The sequence below is a fragment of the Cellulomonas sp. Leaf334 genome (genome assembly GCF_001424195.1).
Lineage (GTDB): Bacteria > Actinomycetota > Actinomycetes > Actinomycetales > Cellulomonadaceae > Cellulomonas.
This window is the reverse complement of record NZ_LMOO01000001.1, coordinates 1,523,364-1,547,792: the sequence shown is the minus strand read 5'-3', so window position 1 is coordinate 1,547,792 and position 24,429 is coordinate 1,523,364. Positions and strand designations below refer to the sequence as shown.

29 protein-coding genes are annotated in these 24,429 nt (G+C 74.0%); 23 read left to right on the top strand and 6 right to left on the bottom strand.

Annotated features, from left to right (window positions below):
• Positions 1-12: 12 nt before the first annotated feature.
• On the top strand, positions 13-282 hold the full coding sequence (locus tag ASF78_RS06995) for a glutaredoxin family protein (RefSeq protein ID WP_056586047.1): 270 nt from the start codon (positions 13-15) through the stop codon (positions 280-282).
• Between the two features lie 130 nt (positions 283-412).
• The gene (locus ASF78_RS22730) at positions 413-1,039 is read left to right on the top strand and encodes a redox-sensing transcriptional repressor Rex (RefSeq protein WP_235518426.1); all 627 of its coding nucleotides are present in this window, start codon (positions 413-415) and stop codon (positions 1,037-1,039) included.
• A gap of 56 nt (positions 1,040-1,095) precedes the next feature.
• On the opposite strand, the gene ASF78_RS22725 is transcribed toward ASF78_RS22730, so the two are convergent.
• On the bottom strand, positions 1,096-1,653 hold the full coding sequence (locus ASF78_RS22725) for a YceI family protein (RefSeq protein WP_056586040.1): 558 nt from the start codon (positions 1,651-1,653) through the stop codon (positions 1,096-1,098).
• Between the two features lie 104 nt (positions 1,654-1,757).
• On the opposite strand from ASF78_RS22725, the gene ASF78_RS06980 reads away from it, so the two are divergent.
• The 6 genes from ASF78_RS06980 to ccsB are packed head-to-tail and all read left to right on the top strand — an operon-like array spanning position 1,758 to position 7,038.
• Entirely contained in the window at positions 1,758-2,246 is a 489-nt protein-coding gene (locus tag ASF78_RS06980; protein ID WP_056586038.1) for a MarR family winged helix-turn-helix transcriptional regulator, read from the top strand.
• A gap of 48 nt (positions 2,247-2,294) precedes the next feature.
• On the top strand, positions 2,295-2,951 hold the full coding sequence (locus ASF78_RS06975) for a histidine phosphatase family protein (protein WP_056586037.1): 657 nt from the start codon (positions 2,295-2,297) through the stop codon (positions 2,949-2,951).
• Between the two features lies 1 nt (position 2,952).
• On the top strand, positions 2,953-3,540 hold the full coding sequence (locus tag ASF78_RS06970; RefSeq protein ID WP_056586035.1) for a TlpA disulfide reductase family protein: 588 nt from the start codon (positions 2,953-2,955) through the stop codon (positions 3,538-3,540).
• Positions 3,540-4,340, top strand: a complete 801-nt coding sequence (locus ASF78_RS06965; RefSeq protein WP_056586031.1) for a cytochrome c biogenesis CcdA family protein — start codon at positions 3,540-3,542, stop codon at positions 4,338-4,340. The genes ASF78_RS06970 and ASF78_RS06965 overlap by 1 nt, the downstream gene beginning before the upstream one ends.
• Positions 4,337-6,022 carry a cytochrome c biogenesis protein ResB gene (locus tag ASF78_RS06960; RefSeq protein ID WP_082494830.1) on the top strand — a complete coding sequence of 562 codons (1,686 nt, stop codon included), beginning with the start codon at positions 4,337-4,339 and terminating at the stop codon, positions 6,020-6,022. The genes ASF78_RS06965 and ASF78_RS06960 overlap by 4 nt, the downstream gene beginning before the upstream one ends.
• Positions 6,019-7,038, top strand: a complete 1,020-nt coding sequence (ccsB, locus tag ASF78_RS06955; protein ID WP_056586025.1) for a c-type cytochrome biogenesis protein CcsB — start codon at positions 6,019-6,021, stop codon at positions 7,036-7,038. The genes ASF78_RS06960 and ccsB overlap by 4 nt, the downstream gene beginning before the upstream one ends.
• Positions 7,039-7,141: 103 nt before the next feature.
• On the opposite strand, the gene ASF78_RS06950 is transcribed toward ccsB, so the two are convergent.
• Entirely contained in the window at positions 7,142-7,459 is a 318-nt protein-coding gene (locus tag ASF78_RS06950) for a PLD nuclease N-terminal domain-containing protein (RefSeq protein WP_056586023.1), read from the bottom strand.
• A gap of 57 nt (positions 7,460-7,516) precedes the next feature.
• Here ASF78_RS06950 and ASF78_RS06945 point away from each other — a divergent pair, with 57 nt between their 5' ends.
• Entirely contained in the window at positions 7,517-7,804 is a 288-nt protein-coding gene (locus ASF78_RS06945) for a DUF4229 domain-containing protein (RefSeq protein WP_056586021.1), read from the top strand.
• Here ASF78_RS06945 and ASF78_RS06940 read toward each other — a convergent pair.
• Both ASF78_RS06940 and menE read right to left on the bottom strand, forming a co-directional pair.
• On the bottom strand, positions 7,801-8,673 hold the full coding sequence (locus tag ASF78_RS06940; RefSeq protein ID WP_056586013.1) for a 1,4-dihydroxy-2-naphthoate polyprenyltransferase: 873 nt from the start codon (positions 8,671-8,673) through the stop codon (positions 7,801-7,803). The two genes, ASF78_RS06945 and ASF78_RS06940, sit on opposite strands and share 4 nt — an antisense overlap.
• On the bottom strand, positions 8,670-9,800 hold the full coding sequence (gene menE, locus ASF78_RS06935) for an o-succinylbenzoate--CoA ligase (protein ID WP_235518423.1): 1,131 nt from the start codon (positions 9,798-9,800) through the stop codon (positions 8,670-8,672). Before menE ends, ASF78_RS06940 begins: the two co-directional genes overlap by 4 nt.
• 93 nt (positions 9,801-9,893) lie before the next feature.
• Here menE and ASF78_RS06930 point away from each other — a divergent pair, with 93 nt between their 5' ends.
• The 3 genes from ASF78_RS06930 (at position 9,894) to ASF78_RS22720 (ending at position 12,399) form a co-directional block, all read left to right on the top strand.
• Positions 9,894-10,988, top strand: coding sequence for a DUF3048 domain-containing protein (locus tag ASF78_RS06930; RefSeq protein WP_082494828.1), 1,095 nt, complete (start codon positions 9,894-9,896; stop codon positions 10,986-10,988).
• Between the two features lie 51 nt (positions 10,989-11,039).
• A complete protein-coding gene (locus ASF78_RS06925) occupies positions 11,040-12,116 on the top strand; it encodes a DUF3048 domain-containing protein (RefSeq protein WP_056586011.1) in 1,077 nt (358 codons plus the stop codon).
• 118 nt (positions 12,117-12,234) lie between these two features.
• Positions 12,235-12,399, top strand: coding sequence for a hypothetical protein (locus ASF78_RS22720; protein ID WP_200940523.1), 165 nt, complete (start codon positions 12,235-12,237; stop codon positions 12,397-12,399).
• Here the strand turns inward: ASF78_RS22720 and ASF78_RS06920 are convergent.
• Positions 12,396-13,364 (bottom strand): 1,4-dihydroxy-2-naphthoyl-CoA synthase, encoded by a 969-nt coding sequence (locus tag ASF78_RS06920; RefSeq protein WP_056586008.1) that lies wholly within the window; start codon positions 13,362-13,364, stop codon positions 12,396-12,398. The genes ASF78_RS22720 and ASF78_RS06920 overlap by 4 nt on opposite strands.
• A 107-nt stretch (positions 13,365-13,471) precedes the next feature.
• Here ASF78_RS06920 and ASF78_RS06915 point away from each other — a divergent pair, with 107 nt between their 5' ends.
• The 5 genes from ASF78_RS06915 to ASF78_RS06895 all read left to right on the top strand — a co-directional run bounded on the left by ASF78_RS06915 (position 13,472) and on the right by ASF78_RS06895 (position 18,927).
• Complete coding sequence (locus ASF78_RS06915) at positions 13,472-13,795, top strand: multidrug efflux SMR transporter (RefSeq protein ID WP_056586002.1); 324 nt, start codon at positions 13,472-13,474, stop codon at positions 13,793-13,795.
• Positions 13,792-14,367 carry a TetR/AcrR family transcriptional regulator gene (locus ASF78_RS06910; protein ID WP_056585999.1) on the top strand — a complete coding sequence of 192 codons (576 nt, stop codon included), beginning with the start codon at positions 13,792-13,794 and terminating at the stop codon, positions 14,365-14,367. The genes ASF78_RS06915 and ASF78_RS06910 overlap by 4 nt, the downstream gene beginning before the upstream one ends.
• Positions 14,368-14,387: 20 nt before the next feature.
• Positions 14,388-15,347, top strand: a complete 960-nt coding sequence (locus ASF78_RS06905) for an o-succinylbenzoate synthase (RefSeq protein ID WP_056588291.1) — start codon at positions 14,388-14,390, stop codon at positions 15,345-15,347.
• Positions 15,344-17,179, top strand: coding sequence for a 2-succinyl-5-enolpyruvyl-6-hydroxy-3-cyclohexene-1-carboxylic-acid synthase (menD, locus tag ASF78_RS06900; protein ID WP_056588288.1), 1,836 nt, complete (start codon positions 15,344-15,346; stop codon positions 17,177-17,179). Before ASF78_RS06905 ends, menD begins: the two co-directional genes overlap by 4 nt.
• A gap of 95 nt (positions 17,180-17,274) precedes the next feature.
• Positions 17,275-18,927: a S1C family serine protease gene (locus ASF78_RS06895; RefSeq protein ID WP_056585988.1), complete on the top strand. Its 1,653-nt coding sequence runs from the start codon at positions 17,275-17,277 to the stop codon at positions 18,925-18,927.
• Between the two features lie 136 nt (positions 18,928-19,063).
• Here the strand turns inward: ASF78_RS06895 and ASF78_RS06890 are convergent, their stop codons facing one another.
• A complete protein-coding gene (locus tag ASF78_RS06890) occupies positions 19,064-20,407 on the bottom strand; it encodes an isochorismate synthase MenF (protein WP_056585985.1) in 1,344 nt (447 codons plus the stop codon).
• A 72-nt stretch (positions 20,408-20,479) separates the two neighbouring features.
• Between ASF78_RS06890 and ASF78_RS06885 the strand changes: the two genes are divergently transcribed.
• The 6 genes from ASF78_RS06885 to ASF78_RS06860 all read left to right on the top strand — a co-directional run bounded on the left by ASF78_RS06885 (position 20,480) and on the right by ASF78_RS06860 (position 24,346).
• Entirely contained in the window at positions 20,480-21,178 is a 699-nt protein-coding gene (locus tag ASF78_RS06885) for a demethylmenaquinone methyltransferase (RefSeq protein ID WP_056585982.1), read from the top strand.
• A 178-nt stretch (positions 21,179-21,356) separates the two neighbouring features.
• On the top strand, positions 21,357-21,953 hold the full coding sequence (locus ASF78_RS06880) for an alternate-type signal peptide domain-containing protein (RefSeq protein ID WP_056585979.1): 597 nt from the start codon (positions 21,357-21,359) through the stop codon (positions 21,951-21,953).
• Between the two features lie 26 nt (positions 21,954-21,979).
• Positions 21,980-22,468, top strand: a complete 489-nt coding sequence (locus tag ASF78_RS06875) for a hypothetical protein (RefSeq protein ID WP_056585976.1) — start codon at positions 21,980-21,982, stop codon at positions 22,466-22,468.
• 47 nt (positions 22,469-22,515) lie between these two features.
• On the top strand, positions 22,516-23,037 hold the full coding sequence (locus ASF78_RS06870; RefSeq protein ID WP_056585973.1) for a hypothetical protein: 522 nt from the start codon (positions 22,516-22,518) through the stop codon (positions 23,035-23,037).
• On the top strand, positions 23,034-23,657 hold the full coding sequence (locus ASF78_RS06865; protein ID WP_200940522.1) for a signal peptidase I: 624 nt from the start codon (positions 23,034-23,036) through the stop codon (positions 23,655-23,657). The genes ASF78_RS06870 and ASF78_RS06865 overlap by 4 nt, the downstream gene beginning before the upstream one ends.
• A complete protein-coding gene (locus tag ASF78_RS06860; protein WP_156374057.1) occupies positions 23,654-24,346 on the top strand; it encodes a hypothetical protein in 693 nt (230 codons plus the stop codon). The genes ASF78_RS06865 and ASF78_RS06860 overlap by 4 nt, the downstream gene beginning before the upstream one ends.
• Positions 24,347-24,429: the final 83 nt, after the last annotated feature.

Here is a 24,429-nt window from a genome sequence, read left to right as displayed (position 1 = left end):
AAAGTTGAGCCCATGACGCGTGTGGTGCTCTACGGCCGGGCCGGCTGCCATCTGTGCGACGAGGCGCGGGAGGTGGTGCGGACGGTGTGCGCCGAGACCGGGGACGCGTGGCACGAGGTCGACATCGACGCGGGCACCGCCGACGGCCGGGACCTCGTCGCCGAGCTCGGCGAGCTGGTGCCGGTGGTCGAGGTCGACGGTGTGCAGCAGGGCTACTGGCGGATCGACGCGGCGCGTCTGCGTCGAACCCTTACCTCGGCACGTCCTCGCCCCCTAGCCTGACGGGCAGGGCCCGGGCGACCGGGTGTCTTGGGGCGTCGCGGGGGTCGATGTGGACACGCAGCGGAGGGGTCCCCGGGCGCACACCAGGGCGACGGAGCCGGGTGCGACCGGGCGGTCCGGCGCGCGCGACGTGCCCACCGCCACCGTCGCCCGGCTGCCGGGCTACCTGCGCGTCCTGCACGGCCTGACCGCCGACGGGGTCGTCACCACGTCGTCGGAGGAGCTGGCGGCCGGCGCGGGCGTCACGCCCGCCCAGCTGCGCAAGGACCTGTCGTTCCTGGGCTCCTACGGACGGCGCGGGGTGGGGTACGACGTCCTGCACCTCTCGGAGCAGATCTCGGTCGTGCTGGGGCTGACGACGCAGCGGCGGGTCGTCATCGTCGGCATCGGCAACCTCGGGCACGCACTGGCCAGCTACTCGGTGTTCGCCGAGCGGGGGTTCGCGGTCGTCGGCCTGGTCGACGCCGACCCCGCGGTGGTGGGGACGACCGTGGCGGGCATGGTGGTGCAGCCGCCGTCCGCGGTCCACGACGTGGTCAGCGGGTCCGACGCCACCATCGGCATCATCGCCACGCCCGCGGCCGTCGCGCAGGACGTGTGCGACGAGCTGGTCGCGGCGGGCGTCGTCGGCATCCTCACGTTCGCGCCGCGTGCGCTGCGGGTGCCGCCGCACGTGGACCTGCGGGCGGTCGACGTGGCCTCCGAGCTGCAGATCCTCGCGTTCCACGACCGCCGGCGTACCGGCACCGGCGCGTGAGCATGACGAAGGCCGGGTCCGTGACGGACCCGGCCTTCGGAGTGCAGAGCGCGGTGTCAGGCCTTGATGGTCGACACGTCGAGCGCGATGACGACCTTGTCGGACACCAGGACGCCGCCGGCCTCGAGGGCCGCGTTCCAGGTGAGGCCGAAGTCCTTGCGGGAGATCGTGACGGTGGCCTCGAACCCGGCGCGGGTGTTGCCGAACGGGTCGACCGCGGTGCCGTTGAACTCGGTCTCGAGCTCGACGGGCTGCGTGACGCCGTGGATGGTCAGGTCGCCGGCGATGACGTAGCTCGTGCCCGCCTCGCGGACCTCGGTGGAGACGAACGTCCACTGGCCGAACTTCTCGACGTCGAAGAAGTCGCCGCTCTTGAGGTGGCCGTCGCGGTTGGCGTCGCCGGTGCTGACGGTGGCCGGGTCGAGCGTGACGGAGACCGACGTGCTCGCCAGGTCGTCGCCGACCGTGACCGTGCCCTCGGTGACCGCGACGGCGCCGCGGACCTTGGAGATGCCGGCGTGGCGGACGGTGAACGCGGCCTCGGTGTGCGAGGCGTCGACGGCCCAGGTGCCCGTGGTGAGGCCGGTGGGAAGGGTGGCGGTGGCGGTGCTCATGGGGTCCTCCGTGGTTGTTGAACTGTCAACCAAACTGTTAGTTCAAAGTTGTACTACACTCGCACCAGACCCGCAACCCCGCGACGCCGGACGGAGGCCCGCTTGTGACCAGTGACACATCCACCGAGGTGCAGTGGCTGACCGCCGAGCAGCAGACCCACTGGCGCTCGTTCCGCGGCGGCGCCGCCCGGCTGTTCGCCGCGCTCGAGCACGAGCTGGAGCAGCAGACCGGCCTGTCCACGCACGAGTACGAGGTGCTCGTCCGGCTCTCCGAGACGCCCGACCGCACGCTGCGGATGGCGCAGCTCGCCGACAACCTCGCGCACTCCCGCAGCCGGCTCACGCACACCATCCGGCGCATGGAGGAGCAGGGCCTCGTCTCGCGCCTGCCCTGCGTCGAGGACGCCCGCGGCGTGAACTGCACCATGACCGAGAAGGGCTGGCAGGTCCTCGTGGCCGCCGCCCCGAGCCACGTGCAGTCCGTGCGGGACCACCTGGTCGACGTGCTCACGCCCGAGCAGTTCGCCGCGCTCGGCGACGCGATGGAGACCGTCCGGCTGCACCTGACGGGTGGCGCGTGTCACGTCGAGTGACACCGTCCCGTGTCCGTGACGCACAGGAGTGTTTGCGAGACTGAGCCCATGGTCGCGACCACGATCCACCTGATGCGGCACGGCGAGGTGCACAACCCCGACGGCGTGCTCTACGGACGACTGCCCGGCTACCGGCTCTCGGAGCGTGGCCTGGCCATGGCGCACATGGTCGCGGACCATCTGGCCGGGTCGGGAGCCAGTGCCCGTCGCGACGTCGTCGCGGTCATCGCGTCCCCGCTGCAGCGCGCGCAGGAGACGGCCGGACCCATCGCGGCGGCGTTCGACCTCGACATCCGCACCGACGAGCGGATCATCGAGGCCGGCAACCACTTCGAGGGCAAGACGTTCGGCGTCGGTGACGGCTCGCTGCGCCACCCCGAGCACTGGCCGTACCTGCGCAACCCGTTCCGGCCGTCCTGGGGCGAGCCGTACAAGGAGCAGGTCGACCGCATGCTGGCGGCCGTCGAGTCCGCGCGCGAGGTCGCCCGCGGGCACGAGGCCGTGCTGGTCAGCCACCAGCTGCCCGTCTGGGTCACGCGACTCGCGCTCGAGAACCGGCACCTGTGGCACGACCCCCGCAAGCGGCAGTGCTCGGTCGCGTCGCTGACCAGCCTGCGCTACGAGGGCGACACCCTCGTCGGGGTCGGGTACAGCGAGCCCGCCGCGGTCCTCCTGCCCGGCGCGTCGACCGTCGCGGGGGCCTGACGTGCGCGGACGTCTTCTCGCGGTGGCCGCGCTCGCCGCCCTGCTGCTGACCGGCTGCACGCCCGACAGCGCGTCGACGACACCGGACGACGTGGCCGGGCAGAACTACCAGTCCGGCGACGGCAGCACGACGCTCTGGAAGGTGGCCGACCGCACCGGACCTCTCGACCTGGCCGGCACCGACTTCGCGGGCGCCGCACAGGACGTCGCCGACTGGCGTGGCGACGTCGTCGTGCTCAACACCTGGTACGCCGAGTGCCCGCCGTGCCGCGCCGAGGCTGCCGACCTCGTGGCCCTGTCCACCGACTACGCCCCCGACGGGGTCAAGGTGCTGGGCATCAACCGGCAGGACGACGCCGGCACCGCGCAGGCGTTCGAGCGACAGTTCGAGGTCCCGTACCCGAGCATCGCGGACACCGACGGCGCCGCGATCGCGGCGCTCCAGGGCACCGTGCCCGTGAACGCGGTGCCGACGACGGTCGTGCTCGACCGCTCCGGGATGGTCGCCGGACGCATCCTCGGCATCGCCGACCCGTCGACCCTGCGGTCGATCGTCGACGACCTGTTGGCCGAGCAGCCGGCATCGTGATGCTGCTCGACGCGGGTGACGCCTTCGGCCAGACCGTCATCTCCGGGTCGCTGCTCCTGGCGATCCCGGTGGCGCTGATCGCGGGGCTCGTGTCGTTCGCGTCGCCGTGCGTGCTGCCGCTGGTCCCCGCGTACGTCGGGTACCTCGGCGGGATGACCGGGTCAGCACAGACCGTGTTCTCGGAGGGCGACACGCTCGTCCGCACCGCACCGGCACGCAGCCGCGTGCTGCTCGGCGTCGCGCTCTTCGTCGCCGGGTTCACGGCTGTGTTCGTCGCGCTGGCCGTCCTCGCCGGCTCCCTGGGCGGGCTGCTGGTCGAGTACCAGGACCCGATCACGCGGATCCTCGGGGTCGTCGTCATCGTGCTCGGCCTCGGATTCCTGGGCCTGATCCCGTTCCTGCAGAACGAGAAGCGCGTCCACCTCGCCCCGCGCGCCGGGCTGTGGGGCGCCCCGCTGCTCGGCGTGACCTTCGGGCTCGGCTGGGTGCCGTGCATCGGCCCGACGCTCGCGGCGATCCTCACGCTCTCCCTCGACGGCGGCTCGGCCGGCCGCGGCGCGCTGCTCGCCGTCGCGTTCTGCCTCGGGCTCGGGCTGCCGTTCCTGCTGGTCGCGCTCTTCGTGGACCGCAGCGCGGGTGCGCTCGGCTTCCTGCGCCGGCACCGGCTCGCGATCATGCGGTTCGGCGGCGCGATGCTCGTGATCCTCGGGATCGCCCTGGTCACGGGCGTGTGGGGGACCTGGTCCTCCTGGCTGCAGGGTGTCCTCGTCGGCGGCGACCTGTTCGTGCCGGTCGTATGAGCGTGCACCGGCCCGAGGGCCTCTCCGACGTCTTCATGGAGCCCACCGAGGCTCCTGCCGCACCTCCGACGCTGCCCACGCTCGGCCTCGTCGGCTGGCTCCGCTGGGCCTGGCGACAGCTCACCAGCATGCGCGTCGCCCTGCTGCTGCTCATGCTGCTGGCCGCCGCCGCCGTGCCCGGGACGGTCTGGCCGCAGCGCGCCCAGGACACCACCGCGGTCGCGGAGTACCTCACCGACCACCCCACGACCGGCCCCTGGCTGGACCGGCTCGGGTTCTTCGACGTGTACTCGTCGGTCTGGTTCTCGGCGATCTACCTCCTGCTGTTCGTCTCGCTGGTCGGCTGCATCCTGCCGCGCACCAAGGTGCACCTCGCGGGCGTCCGCGGCCGACCGCCGCGTGCACCCCGCCGGTTCGCGCGGTTCCCCGCGCAGGGCTCAGGTCGCGCGGACGCTCCGCCGGCGCAGGTCGCCGACGACGCGGTGGCCGTGCTGCGCGGCGGCTGGCGCTGGCTCCCGTTCGTCCCGACCTACCGTGTCGACACCCGCGACGAGGGCGACGGCACGGTCGCGGTGTCCGCGGAGCGCGGCTACCTGCGCGAGACCGGCAACCTCGTGTTCCACCTCGCCCTCGTCGGCCTGCTCGTCTCCGTGGCCACCGGCCAGGTGCTGCACTACCGGGGGCAGGCGATCGTCGTGCAGGGCCGCGGGTTCGCGAACGCGCAGGTCGACTACGACACCTTCGAGCAGGGCACGGCGTTCACGCCGTCGAGCCTGGTGCCGTTCACGCTGCGGCTCGACGAGTTCGAGTCCCGCTTCGACCCGGTGACGCTCCAGTCCCGCGACTTCACCGCGCACGTCACCCTGACCAACCCCGGCGAGGAACCCGTCGAGGAGACCATCAAGGTCAACCACCCCCTCGACGCGGGCGGCGCCAAGGTCTACCTCCAGGGCAACGGGTACGCCCCCGACATCACCGTGCGCGACGCCTCCGGCGAGGTCGCGTTCTCCGGTCCCACGCCGTTCCTGCCGCAGGACGAGGTCTACACCTCGCGCGGCGTCGTCAAGGTCCCCGACGTGTCCGGCGACCAGGAGCAGATCGGCCTCGTCGGCTACCTGCTGCCCACCGTCGACGTCCGCGAGACGGCCTTCGGGCCCGCGTACGCCTCCGTCAACCCGCAGCCCGACGACCCGGCGCTCGTCCTCGCGGTCTGGGAGGGCAACCTCGGCCTCGACACCGGCGTCCCGCAGAACGTGTACGAGCTCGACGAGGCGCGGATGACGCAGCTCATGGAGGACGACGACAAGCCCGTCACGCTCGTCGTGAAGCCCGGCGAGACCGTCGACCTGCCCGACGGGAGGGGCACGCTGACCTTCAACGACCTGCCCCGCTACGTCGCGCTCGACCTGCGGCACGACCCCGCGCTGCCCTTCGTGCTCGTGTTCGCGCTGCTCGCGTTCGCCGGGCTCTCCACCTCGCTCTTCGCACCCCGGCGCCGCCTCTGGCTCCGTCTCGCACCGGAGGACGGTCGTACAGTGGTCACCGCCGCCGGACTGGCGCGCGGCGACGACGTCGGCCTCCAGCCCGAGCTCGACCGGGTGCTCGCCCAGACGCTCGCCCGCACGACCGACAGACCCCCGGTCGCCCCCCGCGACCCGACCTCAGGAGAGGCCACACCATGACCACCGGTGACCTGAGCACACTGCTCGTCTGGGGCGCCGCGACCGCGTTCACCATCGCGCTGATCGCCTACAGCGTGGACCTCGCGCGCATCGCCGACCGGTCCCAGAAGCGCGTCCCGCAGGCAGCACTCGTCGGAGGGCGCCCCGCGACCGCCGTCGCCGGCTCCGAGGCGCAGAGCGCACCCGGACGGTCGGTCCGCGCCGAGGGGATCGCCCGGTCGACCACCCTGCTCGGTCTGGTGCTCCTCTTCGCCGGGATCGTGCTGCGCGGCATCGCCGCCGGTCGGTGGCCGACCGCGAACATGTACGAGTTCACGCTCGTCGGGGTGTTCGTGGCCGTCCTCGTCCTGACGATCGTGCAGCGCCGGCGCGTCATCGCGTTCGTGGGCGTCGTCGTCATGGGCATCTCCGTGCTCGCCCTCGTCCTCGCGCTCAACGCGTTCTACATCCAGGCCGACCAGGTGCAGCCCGCCCTGCAGAGCTACTGGCTGATCCTCCACGTGGGCGTCGCCATCACCGCGACCGGCATCTTCACGGTCGCGTTCGCCACCTCCGTGCTCCAGGTCCTGCGCAGCTTCCGCGAGGAGGCCCTCGCGTCGGTCGACGCACCCGCGGTCACGGTCGGTTCAGCCGCACCCCCCCGGTCCGACCGGTTCCGTCGCTGGGTCGGCGGCCCGCGGTTCGGGTGGCTCGAGCAGGTGCCCGGTTCCCGCGAGCTCGAGGCGCTGTCCTTCCGGCTGAACGCGGTCGCGTTCGTGCTGTGGACGCTGACCCTCATCGGGGGCGCCATCTGGGCCGAGCACGCGTGGGGGCGGTACTGGGGCTGGGACCCCAAGGAGGTCGGCACGTTCGTCGCGTGGGTGGTCTACGCGGCCTACCTGCACGCGCGCACCACGCGCGGCTGGAACGGCCGTCGGGCGTCGTACTTCGTGTTCGTCGGCTACGGCGTCGTCCTCGCGAACTTCACGGTCGTCAACATCGTCGTCCCGGGGAAGCACTCCTACGGAGGCGTCTGACGCACCCGGCGGCCGGCCTGCAGGCGTCGGCCGACCACGCCATGGTGCACGCGGGCGGAGGCGGATGCGCCACTCAGGGCGTGCTCGTCGCCGGACGGACCGCTCAGGCTGCCGGTGGGGCGTCGTCCGACGCGCCCGGGTCGGCCCGTCGGCGGTCGTCGTCGAGCCTCGACAGGAAGTCGGGGTCGTCGTCGGGGCCTGTGGCGCGGCGGTTCCGTGTCGACGGGTCCGGTCCGGCGGCCGTCCTGCGGGACCAGCGCACGGCCAGCCAGACGAGCGACCCGAGGAGCGGCACGAGGAGGATCAGCGCGACCCAGAAGATCGGGTGCACCCCGAGGCGCTCGTCGGTGCTGCTGCGGATCACGTCGATCACGCAGTAGACGATCAGTCCGATGATCAGCAGGACGGCCAGGTTCCTCACCTCGTCAGACTAGACGCCCGGGACGGGCGGTGAGGTCCCAGCGCCTACCCTGGGACCGTGCCTTTCGTCGTCTACTCGGTCCTGCGCCTCGCGCTCTTCGGGGCCTGCCTCGGCCTGCTCTGGTGGGCGGGCCTGCGCTCGTGGCTCGTCGTCATCGCCGCGGCCTTCCTCGCGTGGGGGCTGTCCTACGTCCTGCTCGCCGGTCCGCGGGACGCCGCCGCGCGGCAGCTGGCCGAACGGGCGGAGCGCCGTCGTGCTGCCGGTGACCGGACGGTGCTGGGCAAGCGCGCGCAGGAGGACGCCGACGTCGAGGATGCGGCCGACGAGGCGGCGCGCGACTCCTAGAGGGCCAGCCCGAGGCCGAGCAGCACGCCGAACGCGAGCTCCAGCAGCCCGGTCCCCGCGAGGACCGGGACCAGGGCCCTCCCGCGCGCGCCGAGCAGCACCGTGCCGGCCAGGACGACAGCCGGCGCCAGGAGCAGCAGGACGATCAACGTCCACGGCGACGCGAAGGCGCAGCCGATCCCGCCGAGCAGCACGGGACCGACGACGAGCACCGCGTAGGCGCGACGCGACCACCGTTCGCCCAGCCGCACGGCGAGGGTCCGCTTGCCGACGAGGGCGTCGGTGGGCACGTCCCGCAGGTTGTTGGCCATGAGCAGCGCGCACGCGAGCATGCCGACGCAGACGGCGCCGACCCAGGCGGGCCAGGAGAGCTCGTCGGCCTGCGTGTAGGTGGTGCCGAGCACGGCGACCAGCCCGAAGAACACGAACACGCCGACCTCGCCGAGGCCGCGGTAGCCGTACGGCCGCTTGCCTCCGGTGTACCCCCATGCGGCGACGATCGCGACGGCACCGACGGCGAGCAGCCACCACTGGCCGGTCGCGGCGACCAGGGCCAGGCCGAGCAGGGCCGCGACGCCGAACGCCGCGAACGCCGCCGCCTTCACGGTGCCCGGGCTGGCGGTGCCCGACGCGGTCAGGCGCAGCGGGCCGACGCGGTCCACGTCGGTGCCGCGGATGCCGTCGGAGTAGTCGTTCGCGTAGTTGACACCCACCTGGAGAGCGAGCGCGACACCGAGCGCGAGCGCGGCACGCCCGAGGTGGGCCTCGCCGAGGTGGGCGGCTGCCCCGGTGCCGACGAGCACGGGGGCTGCGGCCGCCGGCAGCGTCCGCGGTCGTGCACCCTGCACCCAGTCGCTGGCAGTCGTCACGTGGCGTTCCTCTCGAGCTGGCGGGTGGCGAGCAGCGTGGCGGCCCGACGGTCGATCTTGCCCGGGCCGCGCACCGGGAGCGAGTCCGTGACCACGAGGTGGCGCGGGGCGTGCGTGGCACCGAGGTGCTCGGAGACCGCGGCGCGGACCTCCTGCAGCGTGGGCGGTCGGGCGCCGGTGCGGGCGACGACGACCGCGACGACGGCCTGACCCCACTCGTCGTCGGGGACACCGACCACGCACGCCTCGGCCACCCCCGGCAGGCTCGCGACGACCGCCTCGACCCGGGCGGGCGCCACCTTCACGCCCCCGGTCACCAGGACGTCGTCGGCGCGTCCGAGCACCACGAGCGACCCGTCGGACCACGCCCCGAGGTCCGAGGTGCGCAGGTGCCGAACCCCGTCCACCTGCACGAACGCCTCGGCGTCGAGGTCCGGACGGCCGAGGTAGCCGTCGGCCAGGACCGGGCCGGACAGCAGGATCCGACCGTCGTCGTCGAGGCGGACGGACACCCCGGCCAGAGGACGCCCGTCGTAGACGCACCCGCCGCAGGTCTCGGTCATGCCGTAGGTCGTGACGACCGCGACGCCGGCCGCCCGGGCGCGGGCCAGCAGGTCCGGAGCGGCCGCGGCGCCGCCCAGCAGGACGGCGTCGAAGGACCGCAGCCCGGTCGTCGCCGCGGCGTCGTCGAGGAGCCGGACGAGCTGCGTTGGGACCAGGGAGGTGTACCGCGGCCCGTCGGTGGGCATCGCGTCGACCGCCGCGACGAACGCCGCCGCCCGGAAGGGGGAGCTCGTCGTGGTGGGCGTGGTGCCCGCCAGCACCGACCGCACGAGCACCTGGACGCCCGCGACGTGGTCCGTGGGCAGCGCGAGCAACCAGTGGCCGGGGCCGGCGAGCCGGTCGTGCGTCGCCGAGGCGGACGCGCGCAGGGCTGTGGCCGACAGCAGGACGTCGCGAGGCTCGCCCGTGGACCCCGAGGTCCGGACCACCACGGCGACGTCGTCGCCCACGGTCCCCTCGGCCGAGCCGGGTGCGACCGCGGGGCCGGTGCCCGAGAGGGCCGCCGCGAGCGCCGGGAGGAGCAGGTCCGGCCGCGCGGGGACGTCGCGCAGGGGTCGGATCACCCGCTCAGCGTAGGTCCGTCCCGGCGCGTGGCCGCCCGGGCCGCACACCTGCACGCCGTAGAGTGTCGCGCGGTCCATACCCGAAGGAGCACCGTGTCGCCAGTCCTGACCGTCCCGTCCGCCCGTCGGCGAGCCCTCGCGGTCGTCGCCCTGGCGACCGGTGCCGCCCTCGTCCTCGGTGCGTGCAGCGGCTCACCGACCGACCAGGCTCCCGTACCGCCGGTGACCGAGGCGCCCGTGATCGAGGCCGCGAAGGTCGCCCCGCCCGCACCGGTGGTGCCTCCCCGCTGGCCGCTCACCGGCGTCGTCGCGACGGAGGTCGCCGCGCGTCCCGCGCTCGCGATCAAGGTCGAGAACTCGAGCGAGGCTCGCCCGCAGACCGGCCTGGACCAGGCGGACGTCGTGTGGGAGCAGGTCGTCGAGGGCGGCATCAGCCGGTTCGTCGCGGTGTACCAGTCGCAGGTCCCCGCCGAGGTCGGTCCGATCCGGTCGGTCCGCCCGATGGACCCCGCGATCGCGGCGCCCCTGCACGGCCTGATCGCGTTCTCGGGTGGACAGCAGCCGTTCGTGCAGGCGCTGAAGAACGCGGGCCTGCAGATCATCAGCATGGACGCCGGTGCCGACGGCTTCTACCGCAAGAAGGGTGTCGGGCCCGCCCCGCACAACGTGTACGGCACTCCCCAGACGTTCTGGGACCAGGCCGACGCCAACCACTCCGCCGTGCCGCCCACGCAGTTCGTCGTCGCGAAGACCCCGGAGAAGGCCAGTGCGGTCGTCGCGGGCGGTCCGTCGTCGACCGTGGCCGTCCGCCTCTCCGGCTACTCCCGGCCGACGTGGACCTGGGACGCCGGCACGGGGACGTGGCTCCGCGCGGAGGGGACCGCACCCGCGATGCTGCGGTCCGGCGCCCGGATCGCCGCGACCAACGTGGTGACGCTGAAGGTGCGTCTGGTCGACTCCGGCACCAAGGACCCCGCCGGCAACCCGGTCCCCGAGACGGTGCTGGAGGGCTCGGGGGACGCGACCGTGTCGAGCGGCGGCAAGACGGTGACGGGCACGTGGTCGAAGGCGGCGGCCGACGCGGTGCTGACGCTCACGGCGGCCGACGGCTCGGTGCTCACGCTCGCCCCCGGGACCACCTGGGTGGAGCTGGTGCCGACCGACTCGGGCTCGGTTGCGATCAGCTGAGACGGTGGCGTGGCAGCCTGGTCCGGTGCAGGGGAACGACGGGGGAACGCGATGACGACGACACGACGACCGGTGCGAGGTGCGGTCACCGCGCTGCTCGCGACCGTGGCCCTGGCCGTCGGGGGCTGCAGCGCGCCGCCGACCGAGCAGCAGGAACCGCCGGCCCCGGTGACGCAGGGACCGACGATCGCTCCGGACAAGGCCCCCGCACCCGTGCCCGTCATCCCGCCGACCTGGCCGCTGACGGGCGTCGCGGGTGAGCCGGCCGTGCGACCGTCGCTCGCGGTGAAGATCGAGAACACCGCCGTGGCTCGCCCGCAGACCGGCCTGGACCAGGCGGACGTCGTCTGGGAGACCATCGTCGAGTTCGACGTGTCCCGATTCATCGCGGTGTTCCACTCGCAGGTGCCGGCGGAGGTCGGGCCCATCCGCTCGGTGCGGCCGATGGACCCGGTGATCCTGGCGCCCATGCACGGGCTCCTCGCGTTCTCGGGCGGGCAGCCGGGCATCCTCGCCCTCGTCGCCGCCAGCGGGGTCCAGATGATCAGCCACGACGCGGGCGCGCCGGGGATGTACCGGACCAGGGACCGCGCCGCGCCGCACAACGTGTACGGCACCCCGGCGACGTTCTGGGGACTGGCCGACGCCGACCACCAGGCGTCTCCGGGAGAGCAGTTCACGTTCGCCCGCAGCGCCGACCGGTCCGCCGCCGCGCTCGGCGGGACACCGGCGGGCACGCTCGCGTTCCGGCTCTCCCCGGCGTCCAGCCCGACCTGGTCGTGGGACGCCGCCAGCGGCACGTGGCTGCGGTCCGAGGGGGCCGCGCCCGCGACGGCCCGCAGCGGCGCGCGACTGTCCGCGGTCAACGTCGTCTCGATCACCGCCGACCACCCGAACACGGCCTTCGGCGCCCAGGGCGGGGCGCCCGTGCCCACGTACACGCTCGTCGGGTCGGGGGACGGGGTCGTCGCGACGGGCGGCAGGACGGTGCCGGTGCGCTGGCAGAAGGACTCCGACGCGGCACCGTTGCGCCTCTTCACGGCGGACGGGAAGCCTGCGGACCTGGCGCCGGGGAACACGTGGGTCGAGCTGGTGCCGGCCGGGACGGGGTCCCTCACGATCGGGTGACCCGATCGGTTGTCCGCCCACGGGATGATCTCCGCGGGCCGGTTGGCCACCCCCGGTGGGGACGTGGACGGGCCCCCGGGTCGATGCCGTGCGGCGGTGCGCGCGTCACGCTGGACGCATGACAGCTCTCACCCACCACCGCCCCACCCCTGCCGAGCACGACGTCCGGTCCCTCGGTGCCGTCGTGGCCTCCGCCGTCGTGCTCGTCGCGCTGCTCGTCGGCGCGGCCGGCGTCCTCGGCTCGGTCGTCGACCTCGCCGGCTGGGCCCTGTCCGGCAGCTAGTACGCGTACGGGAAGCCGGACCAGTCGGGCTCCCGGCGCTGCAGGAACGCGTCCCGGCCTTCGACGGCCTCGTCGGTCATGTACGCCAGCCGCGTCGCCTCCCCGGCGAACACCTGCTGCCCGGCCAGGCCGTCGTCCGCCAGGTTGAACGCGAACTTGAGCATCCGGACGGCCTGCGGTGACTTGGTCGCGATGATCCGTGCGTACTCGAGGCCCGCGTCCTCGATCTGCGCGTGGTCCACCACGTCGTTGACGGCGCCCCACGCGAGCGCCTGCTCCGCGGAGTACTCGCGGGCGAGGAAGAAGATCTCGCGGGCCCGCTTCTGACCTACCTGCCGCGCCAGGAGCGCGGAGCCGTACCCGCCGTCGAACGAGCCCACGTTGGCGTCGGTCTGCATGAAGCGGGCGTGCTCGCGGCTGGCGATGCTGAGGTCGGCGACGACGTGCAGCGAGTGGCCGCCGCCTGCCGCCCAGCCGTTCACCAGCGCGACGACGACCTTGGGCATCGTCCGGATGAGCCGCTGCACCTCCAGGATGTGCAGGCGGCCCGCGCGCGCGGGGTCGACGTCCTGCGCCGTGTCCCCCGAGGCGTACTGGTAGCCGGACCGGCCGCGGATGCGCTGGTCGCCCCCGGAGCAGAACGCCCAGACGCCGTCCTTGGGGCTGGGACCGTTGCCGGTGAGCAGGACCGTGCCGACGTCGGAGGTGGTGCGCGCGTGGTCGAGCACCCGGTACAGCTCGTCGACGGTGTGCGGGCGGAACGCGTTGCGCACCTCGGGACGGTCGAACGCGACCCGGACGACGGGCAGGTCGCGGGCGACGGCCCCGCCGGCCTCCTGCTCCTGGTCGGGACGGGCGAACCCCCGGTGGTACGTCAGGTCCGTGAGGTCCTCGAAGCCGTCGACCGTACGCCAGCGCGTGGGGTCGAACGTGTCGGAGACGGAGGCCGGCAGCTCTGAGGTCACGGCCGCAGCCTAAGCGGTCGACGACTATGGTACGGTCGTACTAGAACGTGCGCGGGACGGCGGGGACTGCCACCCGGCGCGCACGGACGGAAGAGTGGTGCACCACGATGGCCTGGATCGTCCTCGTCCTGTCCGGCGTGCTCGAGGCCGGCTGGGCCCTCAGCCTCAAGGCGTCCGACGGCTTCACCAAGCTCTGGCCCAGCGTCCTGTTCGTCGTCCTGCTCGTCGCGTCCATGGGCGGGCTGGCCTGGGCGCTGAAGACGCTGCCGGTCGGCGTCGCGTACGGCGTGTGGGTCGGCATCGGGGCGGCCGTCACGGCCGTGCTCGCGATCTTCGTGTTCCACGAGCCCGTCTCCGTGCTGAAGATCGTGTCGCTCCTCCTGATCATCGCCGGCGTCGTCGGGCTGAACCTGTCGTCGAGCGCTCATTGAGCGGAGAGCGCGGCGTCCGCACCAAGGGTGCGCAGCGGCGCGACGACCTGGCCCGCGCCGCCGCCGCGATCACCCTGCGCGACGGGCCCGGTGCCCTCACGCACCGCCGGGTCGCCGCCGAGGCCGGGGCGTCGCTCTCGGCGACGACGTACTACTTCGCGTCGCTCGACGACCTCGCCGCGGCCGCGGGGCGCACACTCGCCGACGAGTGGGCCGCCCATGCGCGCTCGGCCCTCGCGGCGGCGCCCGCGGTGACCGTGCAGCAGGACCCCGCCACGGCGGCGCAGGTGCTGGTCGACGCCGTGCTGCCCGCCGGGGACGACGCACAGGTGCGCAGCCACTACGAGCACCTGCTCGGAGCCGGTCGGCACGCGGCGCTCGCCGCCGCGTTCGCCGCCGGACGCGAGGTCGTCGACGCCGTGCTGGGCGAGCTGGTCGGGCGCGTCGGGTCGCCCACCTCGGCGGCGGTCACCACCGCGGTCGTCGACGGTGCGGTCGTGACGGCCCTGACCGAGCAGCGGCCGGTGCGTGCGACCGCGTGCTCCCTGCTCGTCGACGCGTGGGGTCCCTGAGTCCGCCGTACGCTGACGACGTGCCGCACAACCCCGCTGACCTGCACGTCTGGTCGCTGCCGCTCCGGACGAGGTTCCGCGGGCTCACCGTCCGTGACGGGCTGCTCGTGCGCGGCGCCGCCGGGTGGGGGGAGTTCAGCCCGTTCTGGGACTACGGCGCCGTCGAGTCGGTGGCGTGGTGGCACGCCGCGCGAGAAGCCGCCGACACGGGCTGGCCGGCACCGGTGCGGACGCGGATCCCGGTCAACGTCACCGTCCCCGCCGTCGGTGCCGAGACCGCCCACCGGATCGTGCGCGAGTCCGGTGGCTGCCGGACGGCCAAGGTCAAGGTGGCGGAGCCGGGCCAGACGCTCGCCGACGAGATCGCCCGCCTGGAGGCCGTCCGTGACGCGCTCGGACCCGCCGGCGCGATCAGGGTCGACGCCAACGCCGCGTGGGACGTCGAGGTCGCCGTGGCCCGGCTGGCCGCGCTCGACCGTGCCGCCGGAGGCCTCGAGTACGCGGAGCAGCCGGTCCCCGGCGTCGACGACCTCGCGGCCCTGCGGCGACGCACGCACGTGCCGATCGCGGCCGACGAGTCGATCCGCCGCGCCGACGACCCGCTCGCCGTCGCGCGCGCGCACGCCGCGGACGTCGTCGTGCTCAAGGTCCAGCCCCTCGGTGGGGTGCGCGCGTGCCTGGAGCTCGCGGAGCGCATCGGGCTGCCGGTGGTCGTCTCGTCGGCCCTCGAGTCGTCCGTGGGGCTCGCAGCCGGGATCGCGCTCGCTGCCGCGCTCCCCGAGCTGCACTACGCGTGCGGTCTGGCCACCGCGCAGCTGTTCGAGGGCGACCTGGTCACCGACCCGTTCCGGCCCGTCGACGGGGCGCTCGACGTCCGCCGACCCGAACCCGACCCCGACCTGCTGGCCGCCACCCGCGCGTCCGACGAGCTCACCGCCCGGTGGGTCGCCCGGCTCGCCGCGGTCGAGGCTCGGGCATGATGGCGGGCGTGATGCCGTCGCCCCTCGATCCCGACCCGGCGACGACGGCGGCCCGGGTGCTGGTGCAGGCGCTCGCCGCCCTGGGGGTCGAGGACGTCGTGCTCGCCCCCGGCTCCCGCAGCGCACCGCTGGCCTACGCGCTCGCGGACGCGGCCCGTCCCGACCAGGAGCGCCCGGCCGGGGCGCCGCGTCTGCGCCTGCACGTGCGGGTGGACGAGCGGTCGGCCGCGTTCCTCGCGGTCGGCCTCACACGTGCCTCCGCCCACGGCGCGGGGGACGAGCGGCACCCACCGCGACCGGTCGCGGTGGTCACCACGTCGGGCACCGCCGTCGCCAACCTGCACCCCGCCGTCCTGGAGGCGCACCACAGCGGGCTGCCACTGATCCTGCTCACCGCGGACCGGCCCCACGAGCTGCGCGGCACGGGCGCCAACCAGACCACCGACCAGGTCGGCATCTTCGCCGGCGCGGTGCGGCTGACGGTCGACCTCCCCGCCCCCGTCGGGCTGCCCGACGAGGCCCGCGGCATGCGTCGCACCGTCTCGCGCGCGGTCGCGGCCGCGACGGGCGCACGGACCGGCGACCCCGGGCCGGTGCACCTCGACCTCGCGTTCCGGGAGCCGCTCGTCCCGGGGGGCGCACCGTGGCCGGAACCGTCGACCGCCGGTCTCACTCTCGTGCAGACCCGGCACGTCGCACCGACGGCCACCACGGGCGCCCTGCCGACCGTCGACCCCTCGGCACCGGCGCGGCGCGGGGGAGTGGCGACCGTGCTGATCGCCGGGGACGGGGCCGGCCCGGCCGCGCGCCGGCTGGCCGAGGTCAACGGGTGGCCGTTGCTCGCGGAACCGTCGTCCGGCGCCCGCGGTGGCACGCACGCGATCGCGGCCTACCGGCTCCTGCTGGAGCACCCGCGGCTCGGGGGAGCGGTCCGCCGGGTCGTCGTGCTCGGCCGCCCCACCCTGTCCCGACCGGTGCAGCACCTCCTCGCCCGGCAGGACGTCGAGGTCGTCGTGATCGCCCCGCGCGGCCGGGACTGGCCCGACGCCGCGCGGAACGCGACCGACGTCCTGCTCGACCCGCCCGCCCGCATGCGGCAGGGCAGGATGCCCGCACCGGCCGGGTGGCTGGACGCGTGGCGGACGGCCGACGCGGCCGCGGGAGCCGCGATCGACGAGGTGCTCGACGGGCTCGACGCAGGCCGACGGTCACGCAGCGGGACCCGGGTTACCGGTCCGGCGCTCGCGCGCGTGGTCGCCCAGGTGACCGGTGCGGGCGACGCGCTGGTGGTCGGCTCCTCGAACCCGGTGCGGGACCTGGACCTGGTCGCACGGTGGGACACCCCGCCGGTCGTCCTGGCCAACCGCGGTCTCGCGGGCATCGACGGCACGGTCTCCACGGCCGTGGGCGCCGCGCTCGGGATGCCGGAGCGTCGCGTCCGGGCCCTGCTCGGGGACCTGACGTTCCTGCACGACGTCGGCGGTCTGCTCCGGGGTCCGCTCGAGGCTCCGGTGCACCTGCAGCTGATCGTGGCGAACGACGACGGCGGGTCGATCTTCGCGACCCTCGAGCCGGGGGAGCCGGACCGGGCCGACGTGTTCGAGCGGGTCTTCGGTACCCCGCACGGTGCGGACCTCGCTGCGCTCTGCGCGGGCTACGGCGTCCGGCACACGCGCGTCAGCGACGTCGACGGTCTGCTCCCCGCGCTCGCCGCACCGGGCCCGGGCCTCAGCGTCGTGGAGGTCCGGGTCGACCGCCTCGGGCGCCGAGCCCTGGGCGAGCGGCTCACGGCCGAGGTCGCCTCCGCGGTCGAGGCCGCGCTGGCCACCTGACGTCCACTCGAAACTCGCAGCGAATTCCCAGGTTCTGCGAAGGCTCTCTCCAGCCCTGCCCGGTGTGATGTACCTCGACCAAGGAGGGCACACCGATGACGACCACCCCTGAGAACGGCGCGAGCAACGCTGCCGACCAGAACCCCCAGACGTTCACCACCCAGCCGCTGCCGCCCGTGGGCGCGACGCAGCCGCTGCCGGTCCACGCGACCCAGCCGCTGCCGGCCGCCCCGGCGCAGCCGCACCCGACCAACCCCTTCACGCCGCCGCACCCGGCCGCCCCGGCGGACCAGCGCGCCGCGTACGAGGCCGCCCAGCGCGCTGCCGCCGCGCAGCAGCCCGTGCACGTGGACCAGTTCGAGGCCGTGCGCCGCGCCCAGTGGGAGGCCGCCCAGCGTGCCGCCGCCCACCAGCCGGTCCCCGTGCAGCAGCCGGTCGCCGCGTACGCGGGCCAGTCCGCAGCCGTGCCTGGCCCGGTGCCCCCGGGGAACGTCCCGACGCAGCGCAAGCGCAACCTCTGGCTCCCCGTGACAGGCGCCGCAGCCGCTGCGGCGATCGTCGCCGCCGTCGCCACCGCCGGTCTCACGCACGCGCTGTCCGACGACGCCGCCTCCGGCGACCGGCCCGCGTCGCTCGCCTCGATCGGCCAGTCGAGCAACGACGCCGTGCCGGTCGCCGGCTCGACGTCGGACGACCCGGACTGGGAGGCCGTCGCGAAGGCGGTCCAGCAGTCGGTCGTGGCCATCCAGGTCAGCGACGGCAACGGCGGTGGTGCGCAGGGCTCCGGCGTCATCATCGACGACGAGGGCCACATCGTCACCAACAACCACGTCGTCGCCGGCGCGGACGGCGACGTGCAGGTCACCCTGACGGACGGGCGCCTGTTCGAGGCCTCCATCGTCGGTCTCGACCCGACGACCGACCTCGCCGTCATCAAGCTCAAGGACGTCCCGGACGACCTCAAGGCGTCGGCCCTGGGCGACTCGTCCAAGGTGATCGTCGGCCAGCCGGTCATGGCCGTCGGCAACCCGCTCGGCCTGGCCAACACGGTCACGACGGGCATCGTCTCCGCGATCGACCGCCCCGTCTCGACGGCGGGCGACGGCGGCGGCGAGGGCACCGTCACGAACGCGATCCAGATCGACGCGGCCGTCAACCCCGGCAACTCCGGCGGTCCGCTGTTCGACGCGAGCGGCAAGGTCATCGGCATCAACTCGTCGATCGCCACGCTGTCCAGCGAGTCCGGCTCGATCGGTCTCGGCTTCGCCATCCCCGTCGACCTGGTGAAGAACATCGCCGCCCAGCTGGTCGAGGACGGCACCGCGGAGCACGCGTTCCTCGGGGTGGGCCTGTCCGACGGCACGGCGACCGCCGACGGCGTCACGCGCCGCGGCGCGGTCGTGGAGTCCGTCTCCGAGGGGTCGCCGGCCGCGAAGGCCGAGCTGCAGGTCGAGGACACGATCGTCGCGATCGACGGCAAGGCCGTCGGCGGTGCCGAGTCCCTCACCGCGTACGTGCGGGCGCTCGCGTCCGGCGCGGACAGCACCCTGACGGTGGTCCGCGACGGCAAGACCATCGAGGTCGACGTCACGCTCGCGGTGCGCCCCGAGAACGTCCAGCAGGAGCAGCCGCAGCAGGAGCCGGGCCAGCAGGCTCCGGACGAGCAGCAGGGCGGCTCCGGCATCCCCGACGGGCTCAGCCCCGAGCAGCTGTGGGAGTGGTTCCAGCAGCAGGGTGGCCAGGGCTGACCCTCCCTGACAGCCGGCGGCCGCCGGGCGAGTCCCCCCACGGGCCCGCGGCCGTCGGCACCTGTGGTCCTACCCGGACCGCACGCCGTCCCGGTTGCCACCCCTCCGGCCCGGGACACGGCCCTCGGCCGGGACGTCAGCCGCGGCTGGTGTCCCGGCCGAGTGCGTACCGCATGGGGACCAGCTTGGCCTCGGACTCCGCGAGCTCGGCGGGCGGGTCGGACGCGGCGACGACGCCGCAGCCGGCGAACAGCCGGACCCGTCGCGGGTCGTCGGGGTCGATCGCCGCGGACCGCAGGGCGATGCCCCACTCGCCGTCGCCGTCGGCCCCGAACCAGCCGACGGGCCCCGCGTACCGGGCCCGGTCCATGCCCTCGATGCTGCGGATGAGCTCGCGCGCCGCGACCGTCGGGGTGCCGCAGACGGCTGCAGTCGGGTGGAGGGCCGCCGCGAGCGCGAGCGACGACGGGTGCCGGGCGTCGCCGCCGGGCGCGGCGAGCACCCCGGTGACGTCGGACGCGAGGTGCAGCACGTTGGGCAGGTGCAGCACGAACGGGACGTCGGGCACGTTGGTCGACGAGCAGAACGGCTCCAGGGCGTGCGCCACGGACGTCACGGCGTACTCGTGCTCCTCGAGGTCTTTCGACGAGTGCGCGAGGATCGCCGCGCGGGCCAGGTCCGCCGCGTCGTCGCCGGTGCGCCGGATGGTCCCCGCGAGCACGCGTGACGTGACCAGACCCTTCTCGGACCGGACGAGCAGCTCGGGCGTCGCGCCCACCATGCCGTCGACGCTGAACGTCCAGCACGACGGGTACTCCGCCGCGAGCCGCTCCAGGGCCCACCGCACGTCGACGGGGTGCTCGGCGCGCGCGTGCACGTCGCGGGCGAGGACCACCTTCTCGACGTCGCCCGCCTTGATGGCGGCGATGCCGCGGGCGACGACGTCGCGCCAGCCGTCGGCGCTGACGGCGCCGTCGGCGTAGACGACCGCGCCGGGGTCGAGGGGCGGCACGCGGGGGCCGACGACGTCCGACAGCGCGGGTGCGGGGTGCAGCCGGGCGCCCGTGGTGATCGTCGTCAGCCACGTGCGACCGCCACGGCGGCCCACGACGACCTTCGGGACGACGATCACGCCGCCGGCGGCCGACCGGTCGTCGAACGCGAACGAGCCGAACGCCACCGGGCCGGTGCCGGGCACCTGGACCTCGTCGCGGACGATCGCGCGGGCGAGGACGTCCTGCCAGGCCCGCTCGGCGTCGGCGAACCGGTCGGCACCGCCGACCTCGACGCGCAGGGTCTCGCCCCACGCCACGAGGCCGTCGCCGCGCCGCACCCAGGCGAGCGGACGCTCCGTCGGCAGGAGGTCGAGGAGGTCGTGCGGATCCGCTGCGCCGGCGTCGCCCAGGTCGTCGAGGGCGACCGTCCGGACGAGGAGCGGCTGGGGGACGACGTCCGCGGAGGACGAGGGCTGCGTGCTCATCGCTTCCAGCGTAGGCCTCGCCGCGGGGTCCGCCCTGTCGAAGAGGCGCTCTGGACCTGCGACGATGGACACATGTCCCGCGCCTCCCTCGACAAGGACCCTCAGGACGTCGCCGCCATGTTCGACGCGGTGGCCCACCGGTACGACCGGACGAACGACGTCATCTCGCTCGGTCAGGACCGTGCGTGGCGCCGGGCGACGCTCAAGGCGCTCGACGCGCAGCCCGGTGAGACGGTGCTGGACCTGGCGGCCGGCACGGGGACCTCGGCCGAGCCCATGGCGGACGCGGGCGTGCGGGTGGTCGCGTGCGACCTGTCGGTCGGCATGCTCGACGTCGGCAAGCGCCGTCGGCCGGACCTCGCGTTCGTCGCGGGCGACGCCCTGCACCTGCCGTTCGCCGACGCGTCGTTCGACGCGGTGACGATGTCGTTCGGCCTGCGCAACGTGAACGACGTCGACGCCGCCCTCGACGAGCTGCTGCGGGTGACGAAGCCCGGCGGCCGGCTGGTGGTCTGCGAGTTCTCCCGGCCCACGTTCGCGCCCTTCCGGACCGTCTACCAGAACTACCTGATGCGTGCCCTGCCTCCGGTGGCCCGTGCGGTGTCCAAGGAGCCGGAGGCGTACGTGTACCTGGCGGAGTCGATCCGCGAGTGGCCGGACCAGCACGCGCTGGGTCTGCGCATCAAGCACGCCGGCTGGGAGCACGTGGCGTACCGGAACCTGTCCGGCGGGATCGTCGCCCTGCACCGAGGCGCCCGCCCCCAGGGGTGACACGTGTCCGTGATGTCGCGGATGCTGTGGCGTTTCGGTTCTGCGGGGGGTGGTAACCCCCGTATGACCGCGTGAAAGCGGATGAAGACAGTTCTGTACCGCTCATGGACGTGTGTCCACCTCCCGAGTGACCCAGAGCCGGTGGTGCAGCCGGTACACGGCTACGGGAGGCATCATCATGCGCAAGACGACGAAGGGCGCCATCGCGATCGGCGCGGGAGTGGCACTGCTGCTGGGCGGCGCCGGCACGCTGGCGTACTGGCAGGTCGGTACGACCGTCGACAGCACGACGGGCATCCAGTCCGGCACGCTCTCGATCGTCCCCAAGGTGGGCGCGACGACCGCGGCCTGGACCTGGGGCACCACCACGACGGCCTTCGACGTCGCGAACTCGCGCATCGTCCCCGGTGACGTCGTGACCCGCACGCAGGTCTTCACGGTCACCGCTCGCGGCGACCACCTCAAGGCGGAGATCGCCCTCGACCTCGCCCCCGCCGTCGGCGGCAACGCCGCGATGCTGGCCGCTCTCGGGACGCCCGTCACCACCATCACCGGCGCGACCGTCACGACCCCGACGACGCTCACGTCGGCCGCGGGCCCGACCGGCACGGTCCTCGCGATCACGCCGAACGTCTCCACCGCGGTCACGTTCGACGTCACCGTCAAGTCCGTCGTGACGTTCCCGTTCGGGACCGCCGTCGACAACACGACCATCGGGCAGTCCTTCAACCTGTCGGGCGCGAACATCGTCGTCAAGCAGATCGCCTTCCCCTGATCCCCCTTCTCTCCTGAAGGCCTGTCATGTCGATGCGTACCCGGCTCGTCGCCGTCGTGGTCGTCGCGCTCCTGCTCAGCGGGAGCGCGACGGCCTACGCCGCATGGTCGAGGTCCGCGGCGATGGCGGCGACGCCGAACGTCAGGTCGGGGAACTTCGCGGTCGCGGTCAGCTGGGTCACGCCGGTGCCGACCACCGCCATGTGGCCGGGTGAGACCCGTACCGGGGTCGCTCGGGTTGCCCACACGGGGCACGGCCGCTGGCAGTACCTCGTGGCGTCGGCGACCGGGACTGCCTCGCTCTCGGGGCTCACGGTGACCTACACGACCTTCTCCGGCGGCGCCTGCACGGCGACGGCGATCCCCGCCGGCGCCTGGAGCGCGGTCCAGCCCAACGGCACCACGGTCGACATCTGCGTCCACGCGACCCTCGGAGCAGGTGCCCCGAGCGCCGCTCAGGGCACGTCGTCCGGGTTCACGGTCGTGATCAGCGGCAGGAACCAGTCGACGAGCTGAGTCGATCAATGCGAGTCCACGAGAACGTCGGTCGAGGAGGGAGAGCGATGCATCGCACACGGCGCACGCCTCCGTCGCCGCTCCCACGCGACCGGGCCACGCGCGCGGCCGCGTTCTGGACCCGCACCACGGTCGCCGTGGCGGCCGCCGCACTCCTCGTCCTGGGCGGCGGCGGCGCCGCGTGGGCGTGGTGGGCGATCAGTGGCTCCCTGAACGGGAGCGCGTCGGCGGTCCAGCTGCTGCCTCCGACGGGTCTCGGCTGCACGGAGAGCGGGCTGCTCAACATCCGGCTGTCCTGGACGGCACCGGTCCAGACGTTGCCGGCGGGGGCGACCCGGCAGTACGTGGTCGTCGCGGTGGGCGCCGGCGGGGCCACCACCGAGGTCAGCGCCGCGGACACGACGACGGTGCGGACCATCGCGCCCGGCGCGATCACGCAGGACGGGACGACGACGCTGGCCGTCCAGACACGGGTGGTGCTCCCCGGGACCACCTGGACGTCGGCAGTCTCGAACACCGTCGGCGTGGACCGCAACTGGCTGTTCCTCTACTACCTGGAGTGCGCATGACCGGCCCGGGAGCCGGCCGGCTGCGGCGGTGGGTCAGCGGCACCCTGTCCAGCCTCGCGCTCGTGTGCATCGCCGGGGTGGCGCTCGTCATGATCGTGGTGCCCCTGGCCATGAAGGCCACGCCGTTCACGGTGCTGACCGGAAGCATGCAGCCGTCGATGCCGCCGGGGACCCTCGTCGTCAGCAGACCCACGCCCGTCGACGACATCGCGATCGGCGACGTCGTCACCTACCAGCTGCGCAGCAACGAGCCGGACGTGGTGACGCACCGCGTGATCGGCCTGGGGTGGGACTCCACCGGCGAGCGGTCCCTGATCACCCGGGGCGACGCGAACACCATGGACGACGAGCCGGTGCGGGCCGTCCAGGTGCGCGGCACGGTCGCCTACGCGGTGCCCTACCTCGGCTACGTGAACACCTGGGTCGGTATCAACCGGCCGGGCTGGCTCCTGAAGGTCGTCGCGGGAGCGTTGATGACCTATGGCCTGGTCCTCGTCGTGGGTGGTGCGCGCGAGCGGCTCCGACGACGAGCCGCGACCGGAGCCGACGAGCCGGACGCCGAGGCCGAGCCGACCGAGTCCTCGACCGAGCTCGCCGAGACGGCACAGGCGTCGTCGTGACCACCTCGCGTCGATGGCTGCGAGGAGTGCCGCTCGCGCTCCTCGTCGCGCTGGCGATCGTCGTGCCCGCCGGACAGGCGGCGGCTGCGGGGGAGCTCGAGCTCTCTGACGACGGCACGACCTGGTCGAGCACGCTCACCGGTCCGCTCTTCCCGACGCCCGAGCTCGTCGTCCCGGGTGACGTCGTCGCGTCGGCGCTCTGGGTGCGCAACGCGAGCACCGACGCGGCGCAGGTACGGATCGACGTGGCCGACGACCTCGGGGTGACGCCGGGGACGTTCGCCGGTGACCTGGCGTTGTCGATCGACGGCGACCCGGTGAGCGGTGGCGCGCGATGGGACGGGCCGGTGCTCGTCCCCGGGGCCGCCGTCCGGATCCCTCTCGTCGTCTCGTTCTCCGCCGCGTCGCAGAGCACCAGCCAGCTGAGTGCGGCCGCGGTGCTCGACGGGGTGCTGCTCGTGCAGACCGGGGCCGCCCCCGGGCCTACGGCGGGAACCTCCGCCAGCCCGAGTGCCGGCCCCGCGCCCGTGACCACGTCCAGCCCGACCGCCTCCGGCGCGAGCCCGCACGGGGGGCTGGCGCGCACCGGTCAGGATGTCGCTGGAACCCTCGTCGTGAGCCTGGTCACGGCCGGAGTCGGCGTGCTGCTCCTCGTGTCACGCCGCCGCGTTCGTCGCGGCGAGGACTGACGCTCCGACACGTGTCGTCCGGACAACTGTCCGGCTGCGCCGTGCGGGTGAACAATGGGTGGCGACCGTCTCCTCGTGGCGGT